20 protein-coding genes are annotated in these 18,260 nt (G+C 73.4%); 7 read left to right on the forward strand and 13 right to left on the reverse strand.

Annotated elements, in window-relative coordinates; genetic code table 11:
- Positions 1–12 precede the first annotated feature (12 nt).
- Both ABD297_RS18520 and ABD297_RS18525 read left to right on the forward strand, forming a co-directional pair.
- Positions 13–618, forward strand: a complete 606-nt coding sequence (locus ABD297_RS18520) for a helix-turn-helix domain-containing protein (RefSeq protein ID WP_344256552.1) — start codon at positions 13–15, stop codon at positions 616–618.
- Between the two features lie 41 nt (positions 619–659).
- Positions 660–1,100, forward strand: a complete 441-nt coding sequence (locus ABD297_RS18525) for a VOC family protein (protein ID WP_344256553.1) — start codon at positions 660–662, stop codon at positions 1,098–1,100.
- Here ABD297_RS18525 and ABD297_RS18530 read toward each other — a convergent pair.
- The 3 genes from ABD297_RS18530 to ABD297_RS18540 form a co-directional block, all read right to left on the reverse strand.
- Positions 1,069–2,310 carry an RNA polymerase sigma factor gene (locus ABD297_RS18530; RefSeq protein ID WP_344256616.1) on the reverse strand — a complete coding sequence of 414 codons (1,242 nt, stop codon included), beginning with the start codon at positions 2,308–2,310 and terminating at the stop codon, positions 1,069–1,071. The genes ABD297_RS18525 and ABD297_RS18530 overlap by 32 nt on opposite strands.
- A gap of 89 nt (positions 2,311–2,399) precedes the next feature.
- The gene (locus ABD297_RS18535; RefSeq protein WP_344256554.1) at positions 2,400–2,786 is read right to left on the reverse strand and encodes a YciI family protein; all 387 of its coding nucleotides are present in this window, start codon (positions 2,784–2,786) and stop codon (positions 2,400–2,402) included.
- 2 nt (positions 2,787–2,788) lie between these two features.
- Complete coding sequence (locus ABD297_RS18540; protein WP_344256555.1) at positions 2,789–3,169, reverse strand: YciI family protein; 381 nt, start codon at positions 3,167–3,169, stop codon at positions 2,789–2,791.
- 148 nt (positions 3,170–3,317) lie between these two features.
- Between ABD297_RS18540 and ABD297_RS18545 the strand changes: the two genes are divergently transcribed.
- Entirely contained in the window at positions 3,318–3,983 is a 666-nt protein-coding gene (locus ABD297_RS18545; protein WP_344256557.1) for a hypothetical protein, read from the forward strand.
- 45 nt (positions 3,984–4,028) lie between these two features.
- The gene (locus tag ABD297_RS18550; RefSeq protein WP_344256558.1) at positions 4,029–4,958 is read left to right on the forward strand and encodes a phosphotransferase enzyme family protein; all 930 of its coding nucleotides are present in this window, start codon (positions 4,029–4,031) and stop codon (positions 4,956–4,958) included.
- A 15-nt stretch (positions 4,959–4,973) separates the two neighbouring features.
- On the opposite strand, the gene ABD297_RS18555 is transcribed toward ABD297_RS18550, so the two are convergent.
- A complete protein-coding gene (locus ABD297_RS18555; protein ID WP_344256559.1) occupies positions 4,974–6,206 on the reverse strand; it encodes an AGE family epimerase/isomerase in 1,233 nt (410 codons plus the stop codon).
- Positions 6,207–6,327: 121 nt separating this feature from the next.
- Between ABD297_RS18555 and ABD297_RS18560 the strand changes: the two genes are divergently transcribed.
- Entirely contained in the window at positions 6,328–6,882 is a 555-nt protein-coding gene (locus ABD297_RS18560) for a hypothetical protein (protein ID WP_344256560.1), read from the forward strand.
- Positions 6,883–6,902: 20 nt separating this feature from the next.
- Here ABD297_RS18560 and ABD297_RS18565 read toward each other — a convergent pair whose 3' ends face one another.
- Entirely contained in the window at positions 6,903–7,076 is a 174-nt protein-coding gene (locus ABD297_RS18565) for a hypothetical protein (RefSeq protein ID WP_344256561.1), read from the reverse strand.
- Between the two features lie 158 nt (positions 7,077–7,234).
- Between ABD297_RS18565 and trxA the strand changes: the two genes are divergently transcribed.
- Positions 7,235–7,612: a thioredoxin gene (gene trxA / locus ABD297_RS18570; RefSeq protein ID WP_344256562.1), complete on the forward strand. Its 378-nt coding sequence runs from the start codon at positions 7,235–7,237 to the stop codon at positions 7,610–7,612.
- Positions 7,613–7,638: 26 nt separating this feature from the next.
- Positions 7,639–8,046: a DUF302 domain-containing protein gene (locus ABD297_RS18575; protein ID WP_344256563.1), complete on the forward strand. Its 408-nt coding sequence runs from the start codon at positions 7,639–7,641 to the stop codon at positions 8,044–8,046.
- Between the two features lie 35 nt (positions 8,047–8,081).
- Here the strand turns inward: ABD297_RS18575 and cobA are convergent, their stop codons facing one another.
- The 8 genes from cobA to ABD297_RS18615 all read right to left on the reverse strand — a co-directional run bounded on the left by cobA (position 8,082) and on the right by ABD297_RS18615 (position 18,247).
- A complete protein-coding gene (cobA, locus tag ABD297_RS18580; protein ID WP_344256564.1) occupies positions 8,082–9,305 on the reverse strand; it encodes a uroporphyrinogen-III C-methyltransferase in 1,224 nt (407 codons plus the stop codon).
- Positions 9,306–9,382: 77 nt separating this feature from the next.
- Positions 9,383–10,702, reverse strand: a complete 1,320-nt coding sequence (locus ABD297_RS18585; RefSeq protein WP_344256566.1) for a sulfate adenylyltransferase subunit 1 — start codon at positions 10,700–10,702, stop codon at positions 9,383–9,385.
- A gap of 70 nt (positions 10,703–10,772) precedes the next feature.
- Positions 10,773–11,765 (reverse strand): sulfate adenylyltransferase subunit CysD, encoded by a 993-nt coding sequence (gene cysD, locus ABD297_RS18590; RefSeq protein ID WP_344256567.1) that lies wholly within the window; start codon positions 11,763–11,765, stop codon positions 10,773–10,775.
- Positions 11,762–12,511 (reverse strand): phosphoadenylyl-sulfate reductase, encoded by a 750-nt coding sequence (locus ABD297_RS18595; RefSeq protein WP_344256568.1) that lies wholly within the window; start codon positions 12,509–12,511, stop codon positions 11,762–11,764. Before ABD297_RS18595 ends, cysD begins: the two co-directional genes overlap by 4 nt.
- Complete coding sequence (locus tag ABD297_RS18600) at positions 12,508–14,232, reverse strand: nitrite/sulfite reductase (RefSeq protein WP_344256569.1); 1,725 nt, start codon at positions 14,230–14,232, stop codon at positions 12,508–12,510. Before ABD297_RS18600 ends, ABD297_RS18595 begins: the two co-directional genes overlap by 4 nt.
- Before the next feature lie 331 nt (positions 14,233–14,563).
- Positions 14,564–15,514, reverse strand: coding sequence for a lytic murein transglycosylase (locus ABD297_RS18605; RefSeq protein ID WP_344256570.1), 951 nt, complete (start codon positions 15,512–15,514; stop codon positions 14,564–14,566).
- Between the two features lie 148 nt (positions 15,515–15,662).
- Positions 15,663–17,732, reverse strand: coding sequence for a copper resistance CopC/CopD family protein (locus ABD297_RS18610; RefSeq protein ID WP_344256572.1), 2,070 nt, complete (start codon positions 17,730–17,732; stop codon positions 15,663–15,665).
- The gene (locus tag ABD297_RS18615; protein ID WP_344256573.1) at positions 17,732–18,247 is read right to left on the reverse strand and encodes a hypothetical protein; all 516 of its coding nucleotides are present in this window, start codon (positions 18,245–18,247) and stop codon (positions 17,732–17,734) included. The genes ABD297_RS18610 and ABD297_RS18615 overlap by 1 nt, the downstream gene beginning before the upstream one ends.
- Positions 18,248–18,260: the final 13 nt, after the last annotated feature.

Here is an 18,260-nt window from a genome sequence, read left to right on the forward strand (position 1 = left end):
ACGATCTTGCCGATGACGCAAGAACTCGACCTCGATGCCGTGATCCGGGCCCGCATCCGGGGGCTGCGCCTCGCTCGCGGGTGGTCCCTCGACGCCCTCGCCACGCGCTGCGGGCTGAGCGCGTCGACGCTGAGCCGCATCGAGACGGGCCACCGCCGCATCGCGATCGACCAGCTGAGCCCCATCGCCCGCGCCCTCGGCACGAGCATCGACCAGCTCGTCGAGCTGACGAGCGACGACGACGTCGTCATCCACCCGCGCCGCAACGCCGCCCACGGCCACACGACGTGGCTGCTCACCCGCGAGGACGAGCTGGGCGGCCTCGTCGTGGCGAAGATGCGGATCACGGCCCGGCGCCGCACGGGAGCGCTCGGCGTGCACCCGGGCCACGAGTGGTTCACCGTCCTGTCGGGCACCGCGCGGCTGCAGCTCGGCGAGCGCGTCCTGCTCGTCGAGGAGGGCCAGTCGGCCCAGTTCTCGACGATGGTGCCGCACGCGATCACGGCCGCGGAGGGTCCTCTCGAGATCATCGTCGTGCTCGACCGCGAGGGACGGCGCGCCCACCTCGACCCGGGCTCCGGCGATGTCGAGGACCGCGCCCCGGCTCCGTCCCACTGACAGCGGCGGCCACCCCGGCCGCACCGACAAGGAGAAGCACCGTGAGCGTCCAGAGCATGCACCACGTCAGCGTCGTCGTCGACGACCTCGAGTCGGCCAAGGCCTTCTTCACCGCCCTCGGCCTCGAGGTGGAGGGTGAGACGCCGGTGGAGGGCGAGTGGGCCGACCGGATCAACGCGCTCGACGGCATACGCGTCGACATCGCGATGATGCGCACCCCCGACGGCCACGGACGGCTCGAGCTGACGAAGTTCCACTCGCCGGCCGCCGTCAGCGAGGGCCCGCAGCCGGCGCCGAGCAACACGCTGGGGCTGCGCAGCGTCATGTTCGAGGTCGACGACGTCGACGCCACGGTCGAGACGGCGCTGGCCCACGGCGGCGAGCTCGTCGGGGAGGTCGTGCGCTACGAGGACGTCTACCGGCTCTGCTACGTGCGCGGGCCGCAGGGCATCATCGTGGCCCTGTCGGAGGACCTGCGCTGACGAGCTGGTCGCGTCGCCGGGTCAGGTGGGCGCGCTCCGCCGGGTTGCCGGTCAGCTCGATAGCGCGGTCGTAGGCCGTCCGCGCCTCGGCGCTGCGACCGGCCCTGCGCAGCAGGTCGGCCCGGGCGACGTGGAACGCGTGGTAGCCCTCGAGGGCGTCGCCCAGCCGGTCGACCTCGGCCAGGCCGACGAGCGGGCCGTCGAGCTCGGCGAGCGCCACGGCGCGGTTGAGCCGCACGATCGGCGACGGGTCGAGGCACGCGAGGGCGTCGTACAGGGCGACGACCCGAGACCAGTCGGTGTCGCGGGCCGACGGGGCGTCGGTGTGCACCAGGTTGATAGCGGCCAGCAGCTGGTAGCGCCCGGGCCGTTCGCCCCCGGCGGCGACGGCCATCAGCCGCTCCTCCAGGAGCGCCCGACCCTCGGCGAGCAGCTCGCGGTCCCAGGCCCCACGGTCCTGCTCGTCGAGCGTCACGAGCTCGCCGGTGCGCGAGACACGGGCTGGGCGCCGCGCGTCGGTCAGCAGCATGAGGGCGAGCAGCCCCGTGACCTCACCGTCGTCGGGCAGCAGGCCCCGCAGCAGCCGGCCGAGGCGGATCGCCTCGTCGGTGAGGTCGACCCGCACCGCGTCGTCACCCGCACCGGTGAGGTAGCCCTCGTTGAAGACGAGGTAGACGACGGCGAGCACGCCCGTCACCCGCTCGCGCAGGTCACAGGCGGACGGCACGCGGTAGGGGATGTGCGCCGCGACGATCTTGGCCTTGGCCCGGGTGATGCGCTGGGCCATCGTCGTCTCCTGGACGAGGAAGGCCCGCGCGATCTCGCCGACCGTCAGGCCACCGAGCAAGCGCAGCGTCAGGGCGACGCGGGCCTCCATGGCGAGCGCCGGGTGGCAGCAGGTGAAGACGAGCCGCAGCCGGTCGTCCTCGACCGGGCCCGTCGGCTCGGCGGGGGTGTCGTCGTGGACCATGAGGGCCGCCTGGTGCTTGGCGTCGCGCTGGGACTCGCGACGGAGCCGGTCGATCGCCTTGCGCGCAGCGGTGGTCGTGACCCAGCCGCCGGGGTTGGGTGGGACGCCGTCGCGCGGCCACCGCTCGGCGGCAGCGGCGAACGCCTCGGCAGCGGCCTCCTCCGCGACGTCGAGGTCGCCGAAGCGCCGGGCGAGGCCGGCGACCACCCGCGCCCACTCCTCGTGGTGGACCCGGGTGATCGCGTCGGCCGCGTCGGCCGCGCCGGCGGAGTCGGCGGAGTCGACGGCATCGGCTGCGTCGGGTGGGTCGGCTGGCTGCACGGCGGTGCTCAGCCCTCCGTCAGGGTGCGGATCGACTCCTCGGTGTGGAAGGGCCGCACCTCGACCGTGCCGCGGCACGCCTTGGACCCCTGCGCGGCGAGCGCCAGGGCCTCGTCGAGGTCGGCCGCCTCGATGACCCAGAAGCCGCCGAGGTGCTCCTTGGTCTCCAGGTAGGGACCGTCGGTGAAGGTCGGGCGCTCGCCCTGGCCGTCGACGGTCGTGGCGGTCGTCGCCGGCTCGAGGCCGTCGGCGAAGACGAGCCGCCCCTCGGCCCGGAGCCGGTCGTTGAAGGCGCCGGTGTCGGCGAACGCGTCGAGCATCTCCTCGCGCGAGGGATAGGAGCCGAACTCCGAGGGCTCGGCGGCCCCGAACACGGACAGCAGGTAGCGCGGCATCGTCACGCCTTCCCGGAGTCGTCGACGCGGGCCATCCCCTTGCCACGGAACCGGTGGACCTCCTGCGGCCACTCGAGCGCCACGGCGAGACGTCCGGCCCAGTAGCGCGCCGTCTCGTCGTCGGGCACGTCGATGGCGCAGAAGCCGCCGAGGTGCTCCTTGGTCTCGATGAAGGGTCCGTCGGTGAAGACGGGCTTGCCGTCCTCGGCGACGACGCTGAAGATCGCGGTGTCGGCGTCGAGCCCGCCGTTGGTGAAGAGCAGGACGCCCTGCTCCTGCATCTCGCGCACCAGCGCCCGGCTGGCCACCCCCTTGGCCTTGATCTCGTCCTCGGTGTGCTCCTGCACCCACTCGTCGTTGAAGCTGATCAGGTACTCGGTCATGCTCGTCTCCTCCTGGTCCTGTCCGGTGGCCACGTCCGGCCTCACACTGCTTCCACGAACGAGCCCGTCCTCATACGACACCTTCCCCGAAAATCCTCTGCAGGGCAGCATCAGCGTCGCGCCGGCTGCGGAGAGGTACGTTGTCGCCATGAGCGACACCCCTGCGTCGGGCGGGACCAGCGGGTCGGGGACACCCGAGCAGCAGTTCGCCGTGCCGGTGCCGAGCGCGGGAGCCCCGCCGGCTGCCCCGCCGGCCTCCGCTCCGACCCAGGCGATCCCCGTCTTCGAGCCGACCCGCGAGCTGCCCGTGCCGCCGAGCCCGTACGCCGGGCAGGAGACGCGTGAGCTGCCCGTGCCGCCGAGCCCGTATGCCGCGTCGCCCAGCTCGTACACCGCCTCACCGAGCCCGTATGCCGGGTCGCCGAGCCCGTACGCCGGGCAGCCCTCCGGGCAGCTCGCGTGGCCGGCCGCGCCGGGTGCGCCCGGCCCGGCGAGTCGTCATGTCGACGAGAACGTCGACCCGCTGCTCGGCCAGATCGGCATCGCCCTCTTCTGGGTCACCATCGGCTGGTGGGTGTTCTTCCTCATCCGGGTGCTCGGCTACCTGACCCGCAACGGCCTGACCGACACGATCCTCATCCGCACCATCGACCTGGGCGCCGAGGAGACCGTCGTCGCCGCCGTGCTCTCGGTCCTCGCCGCCCTGCTGCTGCTCCTCGGCCGCGGCCGGGCCGGGCGCTCGCCGCTCGGCTGGTCCTCCCTCGCTCTCGCCGTCGTCACGGTGGGCGTCGCCGTCTGGCGCCTGCTGCCGTGAGCCGGCCCGTCTGACACCGAACGGCGCCGCGTGCTGAACCCCTCGATGGCACAGGAGGTCGCCGACGCCTACGGCCTGACCGGCACGCCGGTGCTGTCCGGCCCGGTCGCACGCGGCCAGCTCGGCCAGGTCTGGCGCCTCGACACAGGGCAGGGCAGCCACGCGGTCAAGGAGTGGTTCGCGACGCCGGACCTCGAGGAGGTGTCCGGGGACGCCGACCTCGTCGAGGCCGCCCTGGCCGAGGGCGTCCTCACCCCGAGCATCGTGCGGACCGCCGACACGGGAGTCGTGGCCACGACCGTCGGGGGCACCGCCGTGCGGGTCTTCGAGTGGGTCGACCTGCGCGGCCGCACCCGGCGGCTCGACCCCGCGGCCGTCGGGGCCACCCTCGCCGCCCTGCACCGGGCCGCACCCGCGACCGGGGAGTCCGTCGACAACTGGTTCGCCACGGGCTTCGGTGAGCAGCGCTGGCGGGACCTGCACCGCCGGGTCCAGGGCGAGCGGGCGCCGTTCGCCGACCAGCTCGGCGCGCTCGTCGACGAGCTCGTCGCCGTCGAGTCGGTCATCGAGCCGCACGAGTCGCCGATCGTCTGCCACCGGGACCTGTGGGCCGACAACGTCCTCGCCACGGACGACGGCCGGATCTGCGTCGTCGACTTCGAGAACCACGGGCCCGCCGACCCAAGCCAGGAGCTGGCGATGGTGCTCTTCGAGTTCGGCGACGACGACCCCGCTCGGGCACGCGCGCTCCACACGGCATACCGCGACGCCGGAGGCCCGGGACGCGTGACGCGCCGCGGCCACTTCACGATGCTCGTCGCCGAGCAGGCCCACATCGGCCAGCTCGCGTGCTCCCGGTGGGTGGGGGCGAGCAGCGAGTCGGAGCGCGAGCGGCTGGCCCGCTGGTTCCTCGAGATCCCCGACGACCCGGTGACGCTGCCGCGCATCGACCGGGTGCTCGCCGCCGTCACCTGAGGGCGGTCGCCCCTGTCACCAGCCGCCCCGCGCGGCGCCGATGAAGCTCGACGCCTCGCGCATCAGCGGCAGCACCGCGGCCTGGTAGGCGTGGTAGACGTCGGGACGGCCCGACCAGACGCGGCTCGACGGCTCGTTGTGCTCGTCGAGCTCGTGGACCCACGAACCGTCACGGTCGTCGACGAGGTGGCGGACGGCATACGCCCACCAGCGCTCGTAGTCCTCGGCGTAGGGGGCCTCGCCGGTCGCCCGGTGCAGCGTCCACGCGGCGGCGATGGCCTCGGCGACGACCCAGTGCATGCGCTCGCGCACGACGGGCCGGTCCTGGAAGTCGGTGGTGTAGACGAAGCCGGGGGCGCCGTCGACGTCCCAGCCGCGCCGGACGCCGGCGGCGTAGAGGTCGCGGGCGGCGCCGGGGATCCAGGCCGGCGCCTCGTCACCGAGCGCCGTCGCGACGTGCAGCGCCAGCCTCGACCACTCGATGAGGTGCCCGATCGTCACGCCGTAGGGCTGGAACGGGTGCCCCGGGTCGTCGACGTTGTGGTCGAGCATCGGGCGCCACTGCTCGTCGAAGTGCTCGGGCAGGCGCCAGTCGTGCGACCGCGCGAAGCCGTCGACGACCCGGGTGAGCACCCGCGCCGCGCGGTCGAGCCAGACCCGGTCGCCCGTCACGTCGGCCGCCGCGAGGAACGACTCGACCGTGTGCATGTTGGCGTTGACGCCGCGGTAGGGGTCGAGGCGGGTCCACGACGCGTCCCACTGGTCGACGACGAGCCCCTCGCCCTCGTCCCAGAAGCGATCCGTCATGACGCCGAGCGCCTCGTCGAGCAGCGTGCGCCCGTCGGGGTGTCCCATGCCCGTGGCGGACGAGGCGGCCAGGACCACGAAGGCGTGCGCATACGCCTCCTTCCCGCCGTCCTCACGGCCCGCGACGGACAGCCAGCCACCGTGCCGGTCGTCGTGCAGCGTCGTGCGCAGCGCCTGCACCCCGTGGTCGACGAGGTCAGCCGCACGCGCGTCACCGTGCAGGTGGGCCAGCGCGAAGGTGTGCGTCATGCGGCAGGTCACCCACGTCTCGGCGGGGCGGCCGGGCGTCAGCCGGCCGGAGTCGTCGAGCCAGCCGAAGCCGCCGGCCGGGTCGAGCGAGTGGGTGGCGACGTCGACGAGCCGGGTTGCGGCGTGCTCGAGGCGGCGGGCCTCGGTCTCCGGGAGTCGGGGTGCACTCTCGGGGTGGGGCGTCTCGGGCATCGTCGTCCTCGTCAGGTCGGTGCGGGGGCCGCGCGTGCGGGACTGCGGCCGCAGCCATCCTCCCGCAACGCCGTGCCGCGCGTCCGGACGTTGGCCGTGGTGCGCGGCATATCGTGACCGCGTGACGAACATCGGACGGCTCATGCTGGCGCAGGTCAGGTCGATCGGGTCGCGCAACGTGTGCCTGCCGGCGGCCGGCGTGCCCGGCGGACCGTGGGTGGCGCGCGGCGGCCGGACCTACCGCACCGGGGCGAGCGGCAGCACGAGCGAGGCCATCACGCGGGCACGCGCGATCCGCTCGGTCACCAGCGTGCGCGGCTACCAGGAGGTCGGCCGGGCCGACCTCTTCATCCAGGTGATCCCGTTCGCCTCACCCGAGGACGCGCGGGCCGCGCTGACCGAGCTGCGGGCGCTGCCGCGGACCATGCCGCAGAGCAAGGGCCTGTCGGACGTCGGGGAGATGCGCCCGGTGACACCCCCGGCGATCCCTGGCGTCAGCCACGTCGAGGCCGCGGAGCAGCCCTTCGTCCTCGACGGCGAGCACTCGCGCACCCTCACCGTCTGGTGCGTTGCGGCGCAGACGGTCGTCGTCGCCGCGCTGGGCGGCCGCGCCGAGGTCGTGCGGTGGCCGCAGCTGGCGGAGATCGTCGAGGCGCAGGTCGCTGCGCTCGCCTGACGCGCAGGTCGGGCGTGGTGTCAGCCGCGCCCGAGGAAGCGGCCGAGGAAGCCGGAGCCGGAGGCCTTCTCGGCCGGGGCGTGACCGGGGCAGCGCTGGCCCGAGGGCACGTCGCGCATGACCTGGTCGACGTGCTGTCCGTAGCCGGCCCAGGTCGTCTTGCCGCAGGTCTTGCAGGTGGCAGCTCGGCACATGTCGTCTCTCCTGAGAGTCGAGGGATACCCATAGGGGTATTTATCTGTACTCACGATAGCCGCCCCGTGGCGTCCCGCCAACCCGGGAACACCCTCGCCCTCTCTGTCGTTGCATACCCCAGTGGGTATATCATCCAAGGACAGAGAAGGAGTCCCCCATGGCAACGCAGAACCTCACGGCCGCCGACTTCGGCGCCACGATCTCCGAGAACCCGATCGTCCTCGTCGACTTCTGGGCGTCGTGGTGCGGTCCGTGCCGCATGTTCGCCCCGGTCTACGAGGCGGCCTCCACCCAGCACCCCGACATCGTCTTCGGCAAGATCGACACCGAGGCCGAGCAGCAGCTTGCCGCGGCCGCCCGCATCACCTCGATCCCGACCCTCATGGCCTTCCGCGACGGCATCTTGGTCTTCAGCCAGCCCGGCGCACTCCCGGCCGCGGGACTCGAGCAGGTCATCAGCGCCGTCCGCGACCTCGACATGGACGACATCCGCCGCAAGGTCGCAGCCCAGCAGCCTGACGACGTCACCGCCTGACCCTCCGACGACACCCAGGAGCACGCATGACGCACAGCCTCAGCACGACTCTCGAGCTCGACTTCGACCGGGCCCTGACGGCCACTCGAGCCCAGCTCGTCGAGGTCGGGTTCGGGATCCTCACCGAGATCGACCTCGCCGGCACGCTCAAGGCCAAGCTCGGCGCCGACGTCGCGCCGCAGGTCATCCTCGGCGCCTGCCGGCCGCCGCTGGCGCTCGCCGCGATCGAGGCCGAGCCGTCCATCGGCGTCTTCCTGCCGTGCAACGTCGTCGTGCGCTCGGTCGACGAGACGCACACCGTCGTCGAGGCCATCGACCCCGACGCCATGGTGCGCCTCACCGACAACGAGACGCTCGCCACCGTCGCGGCCGACGCCCGCGAGCGGCTGTCGAAGGCCCTGGAGGCCTTGGAGGCCCTCGAGTCCGGCCAGTAGTCGGGCAGGTCAGCGGGGTCGGTCAGCGGGGTCGGTCAGCGGGTGCGCCAGTCGGGTCCGAGGCGCACGACGTCGCCGACGACCACGACGGCCGGGGCCTGCACGCCCCGCTCACGGGCGAGCTCGGCGATGGTGGCGACCGTGCCGACCGTCGTGCGCTGGTCGGGGGCGAAGCCGCGCTCGACCACGGCGACGGGGCAGTCGTCCGACCGGCCGTGCCGCACGAGCAGCTCGGTGGTGCGAGCGAGCTGGGTGACCCCCATGAGCAGCACCAGCGTGTGGTCGCCGCCAGTTGGTAGCACGGAGATGTCCTCGTGGCCGGTGACGACCGTGAAGCCGCGCGCGACCCCGCGGTGGGTCACCGGGATCCCCGCTGCCGCAGGCACGCTCACCGCGCTCGTCACGCCGGGCACGACCTCGACGCGTATGCCGTGTGCCTCGCACGCGTCGCGCTCCTCGCCCCCGCGGCCGAGCACGTAAGGGTCTCCGCCCTTGAGCCGCACGACGCCGAGCCCCCGCTGCGCCTCCTCGACCAGGATGTCGTTGATCCGCGACTGCGGCACCGGGTGGTGGCCGGGCGTCTTGCCGACGTCGATGACCCGCACCGAGGCCGGCAGCCGGTCGACGACGGCGCGCGGGGCGAGCCGGTCGACGACGACGACGTCCGCCGAGGCGAGCAGCTCGTGTCCGCGGGCGGTCAGCAGGCCGTCGGTCCCGGGACCCCCGCCGACGAGCGCGACCCAGCCGCGCCGCCCGTGCGTGCGGGTGCGGCGCAGGTCCAGGGTGCCTGAGACGAGGGCCTGCTCGACGCCGTCGCGGACCGTCACGGCCAGTCCGGGGTCGCCCGCGGCATACGTGGCTACGGTGACGCGGCCGTCGGGAGTGGTCACGTCGGCACGCGCGGCCACGCTGGCGGACGTCCCGGCGGCATCGGTCGCGTCGACGCACCACACGCGCAGGGCCTCGGCGTCGGCGGCGACCTCGCGGTCGACCGACGGCTCGCCCGTCGCGGTGTGCGCGAACCACGCGCCGTCGAGGTCGGCGGGACCGACGTAGTCGCGCTCGACCCAGTCGAGGCGTCCGGCAGCCGCCAGGTCGCGCAGGTCCTCGCAGACCCAGGGGGCGACGAGGCGCACGACGGCGCCCTCGTCGAGGAAGGCCCGGACCCGGCGGGCCGACACCGGTCCGCCCCCGACCGCCACGACGAGGCGCCCGGTCAGGTCGAGCACGACAGGAAGAGCCGACTTGGACCCTTCCACGCGGGTCTTCGGAGGAGATTCGGACCCAGCCACGCGGGTCTTCGGGGGGGACTTGGGGGGCGGAGCCCCCCAAGGGTTCAGATCTCCCATTCCTCGTCACCCTCGGGCTCGGTGGGGGCCGCCGCCGCGGTGGGCAGCGTGGCGCCGACCATGCCGGCCGCGACGGTGCGCCCGTCGTGGGCGTCGATGAGCAGGAACGAGCCGCCACGTCGCGAGGTCGAGTAGTTCTCGACCGGGACGGGCGCGGCGAGGCGCAGCGTCACGAGGCCGATGTCGTTGAGCGACAAGGCTTCCGACGGGACGGCGTGGAGGTCGTCGAGGTCCAGGACACCGTCGAGGGTGCGGACCGCCGTCTGGACCGTGCGCGAGCCGTGCTTGAGCAGCAGCCGCTGGGCCGGGCGCAGCGGAGCGTCGCCGAGCCAGCAGACGACGGCCTTGATGTCCTGGGTCGGCACGGGAGCATCGGCCGCGGCGGCGATGACGTCACCTCGCGAGATGTCGATCTCGTCGGCGAGGCGCAGCGTCACCGACTGCGGGGCGAACGCCTCGTCGAGCGTCCGCTCCCCGAGGTCGATCCCCACGACGGTGGTGCGGCGGCCCGAGGGAAGGGCCACCACGTCGTCGCCGACACGCACGACACCCGAGGCGACCTGGCCGGCATACCCCCTGTAGTCGCGGTGCGCCTCGTCGCGGGCGGCACCCTGCGGACGGATCACGAGCTGGACCGGCAGGCGGAAGGACTCGCCCCCGGGGTCGTCCGACGGGGGCAGCGACTCGAGCAGCTCGAGCAGCGTCGGACCGGAGTACCACGGGGTCCGCGTCGACCGCTCGGCGATGTTGTCGCCGTCGAGGGCGCTGACCGGGAGGGCGATCGCGTCGACGACCCCGAGCTCACGCGCCACGGCCTGCACCTCGGCCTCGACCCGGTCGTAGACCTCCTGCGAGAAGTCGACGAGGTCGATCTTGTTGACCGCCACGACGACGTGCGGCACCCGGAGCAGGGCGGTCACGGCGAGGTGGCGGCGGGTCTGCTCGAGCACCCCCTTGCGGGCGTCGACGAGCAGCACGACGACGTCGGCCGTCGAGCTGCCGGTCACGGTGTTGCGCGTGTACTGCACGTGCCCGGGGCAGTCGGCGAGCACGAACGAGCGCGTGGCCGTCGCGAAGTAGCGGTAGGCGACGTCGATGGTGATGCCCTGCTCGCGCTCGGCGCGCAGGCCGTCGGTGAGCAGCGCCAGGTCGGCGGCGGTGAGCCCGCGGTCGCGTGACACGCGCTCGACGGCGGCCAGCTGGTCGGACAGCACCGACTTCGTGTCGTGGAGCAGGCGGCCGACGAGGGTCGACTTGCCGTCATCGACGGAGCCTGCCGTCGCGAGGCGCAGGAGCGTCGCACTCATAGCGTTTCCTTGTCTTGGGGCCCCTGCGAAGTATCGGAGCGAGGAACGAGCGGAGAACTTCGTGGGGTGTTCAGAAGTACCCCTCTTTCTTGCGGTCCTCCATGGCGGCCTCGGAGATCCGGTCGTCGGCGCGCGTCGCGCCACGCTCGGTCAGGGTCGAGGCGGCCACCTCGAGGACGATCTCGGCGTTGGTGGTGGCCGGGGACTCGACGGCGCCCGTGCACGACATGTCGCCGACGGTGCGGTAGCGCACGAGGCGCGTCTCCACCGGCTCGTCGTCGCGCGGTTGGCTCACCGGTCCGACTGCGAGCCACATGCCGTCTCGGCGAAACACCTCGCGCTCGTGGGCGTAGTAGAGCGGCGCGAGCGGGATGTCCTCGCGGTCGATGTAGCGCCAGATGTCGACCTCGGTCCAGTTGCTGATCGGGAACACGCGCACGTGCTCTCCGGGGCGGTGCCTGGGGTTGAAGAGGTTCCACAGCTCGGGGCGCTGGTTCTTGGGGTCCCACTGCCCGAACTCGTCGCGCAGGCTGACGATGCGCTCCTTGGCCCGGGCCTTCTCCTCGTCGCGCCGTCCGCCGCCGAAGACGCCGTCGAAACGGTTGTCGTTGATGGCGTCGAGCAGCGGCACGGTCTGCAGCGGGTTGCGCGTGCCGTCGGCGCGCTCGCGCAGGCGGCCGTCGTCGATGTAGTCCTGCACGCTCGCGACGACGAGCCGCAGCCCGAGTCGCTCGACGGTCTCGTCACGGTAGGCGAGCACCTCGGGGAAGTTGTGCCCGGTGTCGACGTGCAGCACCGGGAAGGGGATCGGCGCGGGCCAGAAGGCCTTGGTCGCCAGGTGCAGCATGACGACGGAGTCCTTGCCGCCGCTGAAGAGCAGCGCCGGGCGCTCGAGCTCGCCGGCCATCTCGCGGATGACAAGGATGGCCTCCGCCTCGAGCGCGTCGAGCTGGCTCAGCCGCCGGTCGGCGGACGTGCTCGCGAATGCCGTCTGCTGCGTCGCGTCGTGGGCCGACGCCGTCGGGTCGGCTTGGGTGTCAGGCGTGTTCACGGTCGTCGTCATGTGTGGAGTCCGCACTCGGTCTTGGCGAAGCCGGCCCAGCGGCCGGCGCGGGGGTCCTCGCCGGGCTCGACCCGGCGGGTGCACGGCTCGCAGCCGATCGACGGGTAGCCGTCGGAGAGAAGGGAGTTGACCTCGACCTGGTGCTCACCGGCATACGCGAGCAGCTCGTCGAAGGTCCACGCGGCGAGCGGGTTGATCTTGACGAGGCCGTTCTTGGCGTCCCACGTCACGAGCGGGGTGTCGGCCCGGGTGGGGCCCTCCTCGCGGCGCACGCCGGTGACCCATGCCTCGTAGAGCGGCAGGGTCCGGGCCAGCGGCTCGACCTTGCGCATCTGGCAGCACAGGGCCGGGTCGCGCTCGTAGAGGCGCGCGCCGTACTTCTCGTCCTGCTCGGCGACGGTCAGCTCGGGGAGCACGTCGACGAGGGTGATCGGCAGGTCCTCGGCGACGATGTCGCGCGTCACGATCGTGTCGGAGAAGTGGTAGCCGGTGTCGAGGAAGAGCACGTCGACCCCGGGCGCGAAGCGCGAGACGACGTGCGGCAGGACGGCATCCGCCATCGAGCAGGCCACGGCGAGCGAGCCGTCGAAGTGGAAGGCCGCCCACGCGGCGACCTCGTCGGCGGTCGGCTCGCGCTCCGGGTCGGCGGCCAGGGTCGCGTTGAAGTCGTCGACGAGCGCCTTGAGCTCGTCCTCGGAGCGCCGCTTGCGCGGCACGGTGGGGGTGGCGAGGGGGACTGAGGTCACTGGAGGGCTCCTTCGTCTGCTCGGTGGCTCCACTGGGCGAAGGTCTCGCCGTCGACGCGGCCGGAGACGTAGGAGCGCACGACGCGCTCCACGTAGTCGGGCAGGTCGTCGGCCGTCACCTTGAGGCCGCGGACGGTGCGCCCGAGGCCGGCCTCGTCACGGTCGTGGGAGGCGAGGCCGCCGCCGAGGTGCACCTGGAAGCCCGGCACCTGCTCGCCGTCGATGGTGACGAGCTGGCCCTTGAGGCCGATGTCGGCCGTCTGGATGCGGGCGCACGAGTTGGGGCAGCCGTTGACGTTGAGCAGGATCGGCGCGTCGAGCGACCCGTCGTCGACGAGGTCGGCGAGCCGCGTCTCGAGCTGCGCGATGGCGTCGGTGGCGGTCTGCTTGGTCTCGACGATGGCGAGCTTGCAGTACTCGATGCCGGTGCAGGCCATCGTCGTGCGCCGGAACGGGCTGGGCCTGGCCGTCAGCCCGAGCCCCTCGAGGTCGGCGACGAAGTCCTCGACCCGGTCGGCGGGGACGTCGAGCACGACGAGCTTCTGGTGGGCGGTGAGCCGCACGGCGCTGGCGCCGTAGGACTCGACGAGGTCACCGAGGCGGGTCAGCAGGGTGCCGCTGATCCGCCCGACCGTCGGCGTCGCGCCGACGTAGTAGTTGCCGTCCTTCTGCAGGTGCACGCCCACGTGGTCGCCGGGGCCGGTCGCCGGTGCGGGCGGCGGGCCGTCGGGCAGCGGGTGGCCGAGGTACTCCGTCTCGAGCACCTCGCGGAACTTCGCCGGACCCCACTCGGCGAGCAGGAACTTCAGGCGCGCCTTGTTGCGCAGCCGGCGGTAGCCGTAGTCGCGGAAGATCGAGATGACGCCGTGCCAGACGTCGACGGCCTCCTCCTCGGAGACGAAGACGCCGATGCGCTCGGCCAGGCGGGGCGAGGTCGACAGGCCGCCGCCGACCCAGAGGTCGTAGCCGGGGCCGAGCTCGGGGTGGACGACGCCGACGAGGGAGATGTCGTTGATCTCGTGCACGACGTCGAGGCTGGGGTGGCCGGTGATGGCCGTCTTGAACTTGCGAGGCAGGTTCGACAGGTCGAGGTCGCCGAGGTACTTCTCGGTGATCCGCGCGATGAGCGGCGTCGGGTCGATGATCTCGTCGGCCGCGACGCCGGCGACCGGGCTGCCGAGGAAGCCGCGCGGGGTGTCGCCGCAGGCCTCGGTCGTCTGCAGGCCGACCGCCTCGAGGCGGCGCCAGATCTCGGGCACGTCCTCGATGCCGACCCAGTGGTACTGCAGGTTCTGCCGGTCGGTGATGTCGGCGGTGTCGCGCGCGAAGTCGGTGGAGATGCCGCCGAGGACACGGAGGCGCTCGGGGGTCAGGGCCTGCCCGTCGCTGCGGACGCGGAGCATGAAGTAGCGGTCGCTCAGCTCGTCGTCGCTCAGCTGCGCGGTGCGCCCGCCGTCGATGCCGGGGCGGCGCTGCGTGTAGAGCCCCCACCAGCGGAAACGTCCCGACAGGTCCTGGGTCGGGATGGAGTCGAAGCCCTCGTGGGAGTAGACCTGCTCGATGCGCTCACGGACGTTGAGGCCGTCGTCCTCCTGCTTCCACGTCTCGTTGCCGTTGAGCGGTGCGGGGCCGTCGACCTTCCACTGTCCGTTGGAGCGGTCGGCCCGCGGCGGACGGGTGCCCGGTCGGGCTGCGCCGGTCGTGGAGTCGGTGACGGTCATGTAATCGAATGTATAACCCACCATTATCTGGGCCCACAGGGGTCCAGAGTGCGGCCCTTTCCCACCAGCTCGGTGGGAGAAGCGACGGGGCGGGCCCACCGGGACCGATGACGGAGGTTCGCGGCGCCGGCACGCTCAGCCGCCAGCGTTCGGGCGCCGAAGGTGCGTCATCCGTCCCGGGACGAGCGGCTGGCTGGACGCAGCTCCCGCTGCACAGCGGGCGTCACGCCGCGGCCGGCTGCCAGCCCGTCGTCCCCTCGTTCCGACCCAGGGGGCAAATGCCGCGTGGCCGCGCGCCGTCCGAACCGGGGGCGTATGCCGTGTGCCCGGGTCAGGGACCGGCGAGCTGTCCCGAGTCGACCGCCTGCACGATGCCGAGCACCGTCGCGAGGTAGCGCTGCGAGTGGTTGTAGGACAGGACGGCGGCCTGGAGGTCGGCCGGTCGGGAGAGGTCGCGGCCTCCGGCGCACAGGTAGTCGGCGGCCGCGAGCGCCGCGTCCTCGATGTTCTGCGGGTCGGCCACGCCGTCACCGTTGCCGTCCGCGCCCCAGAGGCGCCAGGTGGCGGGGATGAACTGCATCGGCCCCACGGCGTGGTCCCAGACGGGGTCGCCGTCCCAGCGTCCGCCGTCGGTGTCGCGGATCGCGGAGAAGGCGCCGCCCGACAGCGCGGGCCCGATCACGGGAGGCGAGGCGTCGTGCGACGCGTCGAGGGTGCGGCCCCGCAGCGACGACGACTCCACCTCGCCGATGGCGGCCAGGAGCATGACCGGGATGTGGCAGCTGCTCTGGCGCCGGGCCGCGGACGCGTAGGCGGCCCAGATGATCTCGTCCTTGGACGTCGGGCCCTTGCTGCTACCGGACGCCCGTGGTGCAGCGGCGACAGGGATCTTGATGACCGCGCGCGGCTTCCATGGGGTGGGGTTGCTGCTCGTGCCGCCGCCCGGCTCGAGCGCCGCCGCGGGCGCCGGCGCTGCGTTCTCGACCGACAGCGTGGCGGCGACCCGGATCTCGTCGAAGACGGGGAGCACGAGATCGCCTGCCACGGAACCGAACCCGGGCCCGATGGGCTGCGAGCCCGCCGGCGGTGTGGCAGTGGTCGTGCTGGGCGATGCACTCGCGCCGGGAACCAGGGGCGACAGCAGCGGGGCGGGCGTCGGGGTCGGTGCCGGCTGACCGGCAGCCACGGCGCCGGTCGCCGGGGCGAGCAGCAGACCGCCGACGGCGAGCGAGGCCGCCGCCGCGCGTGCCGCGGTCAGCCTCCGTCCGGTCCGGCGTCGCATGTCACATCCCTTCGCTGGGCGGCCCGCAGCCCCCCTTGCTCTCCAGTACAGCGCGAATCCCCGCCGCGTGACGACGAACGCCAACTCCCACAGGAAGCCTCCCGGACGGCGACCGCGCTCGCGGGCCGCGACGGGAGTCGCCGCCCGGTCACCGCTCCGACCCGGCGTGCGACGCCTTCGGGTGCTCGGCTCCGGGGCGACTGCTCCCGACGCGGTCGTCGGGCTGGTCCGGTGCGAGCCCGACAGCACCGGCAGGGTCTCCCGCACCTCCGGGTGCCCGATCCGCCGCGGCGCCTCCCTTGCGGCTGCTGCCGATCGGGTAGTCACGCGGGTCCGAGCCGAGCTGGACAGCACCCACACCGTCTCGTGCACGTCCGGATGTCCGGCCGGTCGCGACGCCTTCTCCGCCCCTACGACGACGGGGCGGTGGGACGGCCCGTGAGCGACGACGTCGCAGCAGCAGGACCACCGCCAGCGCGGCGACGCCGAGCGCGACCGAGCTCCACGCGAGCAGGTCGGAGACGGGGGCCCGGGAGACGAGCGTCGGGGGGTCTGAGCTGCTCGGGCCGACGACCCAGTGCACCGTGCTGCGCACGTCGTCGACGCCCCGCCGGTGCACGACGACGTCGAGGTCCACCGGACCGGCCGCGGGCAGGACGAGGGTCGCCGACCACCGGGTCGGGGTCACCGCCGTGGCCGCCGTGGCCGTCCCCGAGGCTAGGGCGCCGGCGGCCGTGTCGCTGCCCGACGGCACGGCGCGCCCGCCGGCCACGGCGTGCACGGCCACGGACACGGCCGTGACCGGCCCCGGTGAGGGGCGGCGCGTGTCGAGGACGTCGACGAGGGCCACGCTCGCACCGGGCCGGTTGGGCCGTAGCGCGACCGTCTGCTGGAGGTCGGCGACCGGACGGTCGTCGATGACGCTCGGCGCCTGCTCGGTGACGAGTCGCGGTGATACCGCCGGCTGCCCCGTGGCCAGGACCCCGGCGAGGGCGACCACGGCGAGCAGGCCAAGGGCCTCCAGCCCGACGAGCGGCCGACGCGCCTGCCGGCCCGCGACGTCCCCGGCATGGAGGCGCCGCGTCGTGACGAGCGCGACGAGCCCGCCGACGCCAGCGAGGGCGACCTTCGCGAGCAGCACCCGGCCGTACGTCGTCAGCAGCACGGCGTCGACCGAGACGACGACGTCGCTCGCGAGGTAGACCCCGGTGACGGCGACGACGATCACCGAGGCGGTCGCCGGCACCCGGAAGCCCTTGAGGACGCTGCGGACCTGCGCACCCGACAGCCCCAGCTGCGCCGACCGCACCCCGAGCAGGGCCAGGGCCGCGACCGCCCCGACCCAGAGCAGGGCCGCCAACAGGTGCACCGTCGAGGTGACCACCCACGTCGGGCCGCCCCGCAGGCCGAAGTGACCGATGCTCACCGTCAGCAGCCCGGCGGCTCCCAGCGCAGCAGCCGCGCCGCGCCACGAGCCCCGCACCGACCCGCGCCACAACCCGGTCGCCGCGCCCGCCAGTGCAGCCTCGCGCAGCCCCCAGCGCACGGCGTAGCCGGGCGTGAAGGCACCGGCACCGAAGCGCACCAGGTCGACGGCGGCGACGACGAGCGCGAGCACTGCACCGACCACGAGCAGCCGGGCAGCCTGACGGCGCAGCCAGGCACGCGGCATACGTGCTGTGTCCGAGGGCAGCGTGCCGAGCAGGCCCCCCACGACGAGGGCCCCGAGACCGGCGCCGATGCCGGCCAGCACGGCCCAGCGACCGACGAGCTCGAAGGGGTCCGGGTTCGTCTCGCTGGGGCCGGACGCCTGGACCTCGCTCTGGATGCCGAAGGCGAAGGTGCCGGAGGACTCGTGGAGGTCGTCGCTCGACAGGGTGCGCCACGACACGTGGTAGGCGCCGACGCCCAGGGACGGCATCGTGGCGACGACGGTCGCGGGGGCCTCCTGGTCCTCCTCGCCCTCCGCCAGTGTCAGGTGCGTCGGAGCCAGCCGGCGGCCGTCGCCCGCCACCACGGTGATCTCGGTGGCCTCGAGGACGACGTGCTCGGTGAAGTGCAGCTCGACGGTGCGCGGCGCGGCCGCCAGGGTCACCCCGTCCCCGGGGCTGCTGGACTCGAGGTAGGCGTGCGCCAAGGCCGGCGACGCCCCCAGCCCGACGAGCAGCGCCGTGCCGAGCGCCACGGCCAGGGTCACGAGGACCCGACGCAGGCCCATCACAGCACCGGCACGTGCTCGAGGCGCAGACCGCCGTACTCGACCGTCACGTCCTCACCGGCGCGGAGGGCGCCGCGGGTGTTCTGGTAGACGAAGTAGTACGTCGCACCGGCCCGGTTGATGTGCCCCTGACGCATGACCGAGACCCGGTCGGTGAAGCCGTCGCGCGCCTCGCTGCGCAGCACCGGCGGGTGCTTGGTGTCGGCCTGGAAGCGGGACGCCTTGTCGACGTCGAGCACGACGTAGCTCATCGTGACGAGGCCGCCGTCGCCGACGACGGCGACGCGCGAGATCCGCACGCCCAGAGCGGTCTCCATCCCGGCGGACTGGGGGACGGCCCGGCCCGGGTCGTCGCCCCCGGCCCGTAGCGCGCGCGCCCCGAGCAGGCCGAGGACGGCGACGAGCAGGACGGCGACGACGGCGACCGCGGTGCGGCTGCGCCCGTCCCGGCCGAGGCGGGACGACGAACGGTCGGTGCCCGCGGCTGGCCCCGAGGGGCTGGTGGTGGTGGTCATTCGGACTGCCCTC

Origin of the sequence: Terrabacter carboxydivorans, assembly GCF_039532035.1 — a bacterium.
In the GTDB taxonomy this organism is placed as follows: domain Bacteria; phylum Actinomycetota; class Actinomycetes; order Actinomycetales; family Dermatophilaceae; genus Terrabacter; species Terrabacter carboxydivorans.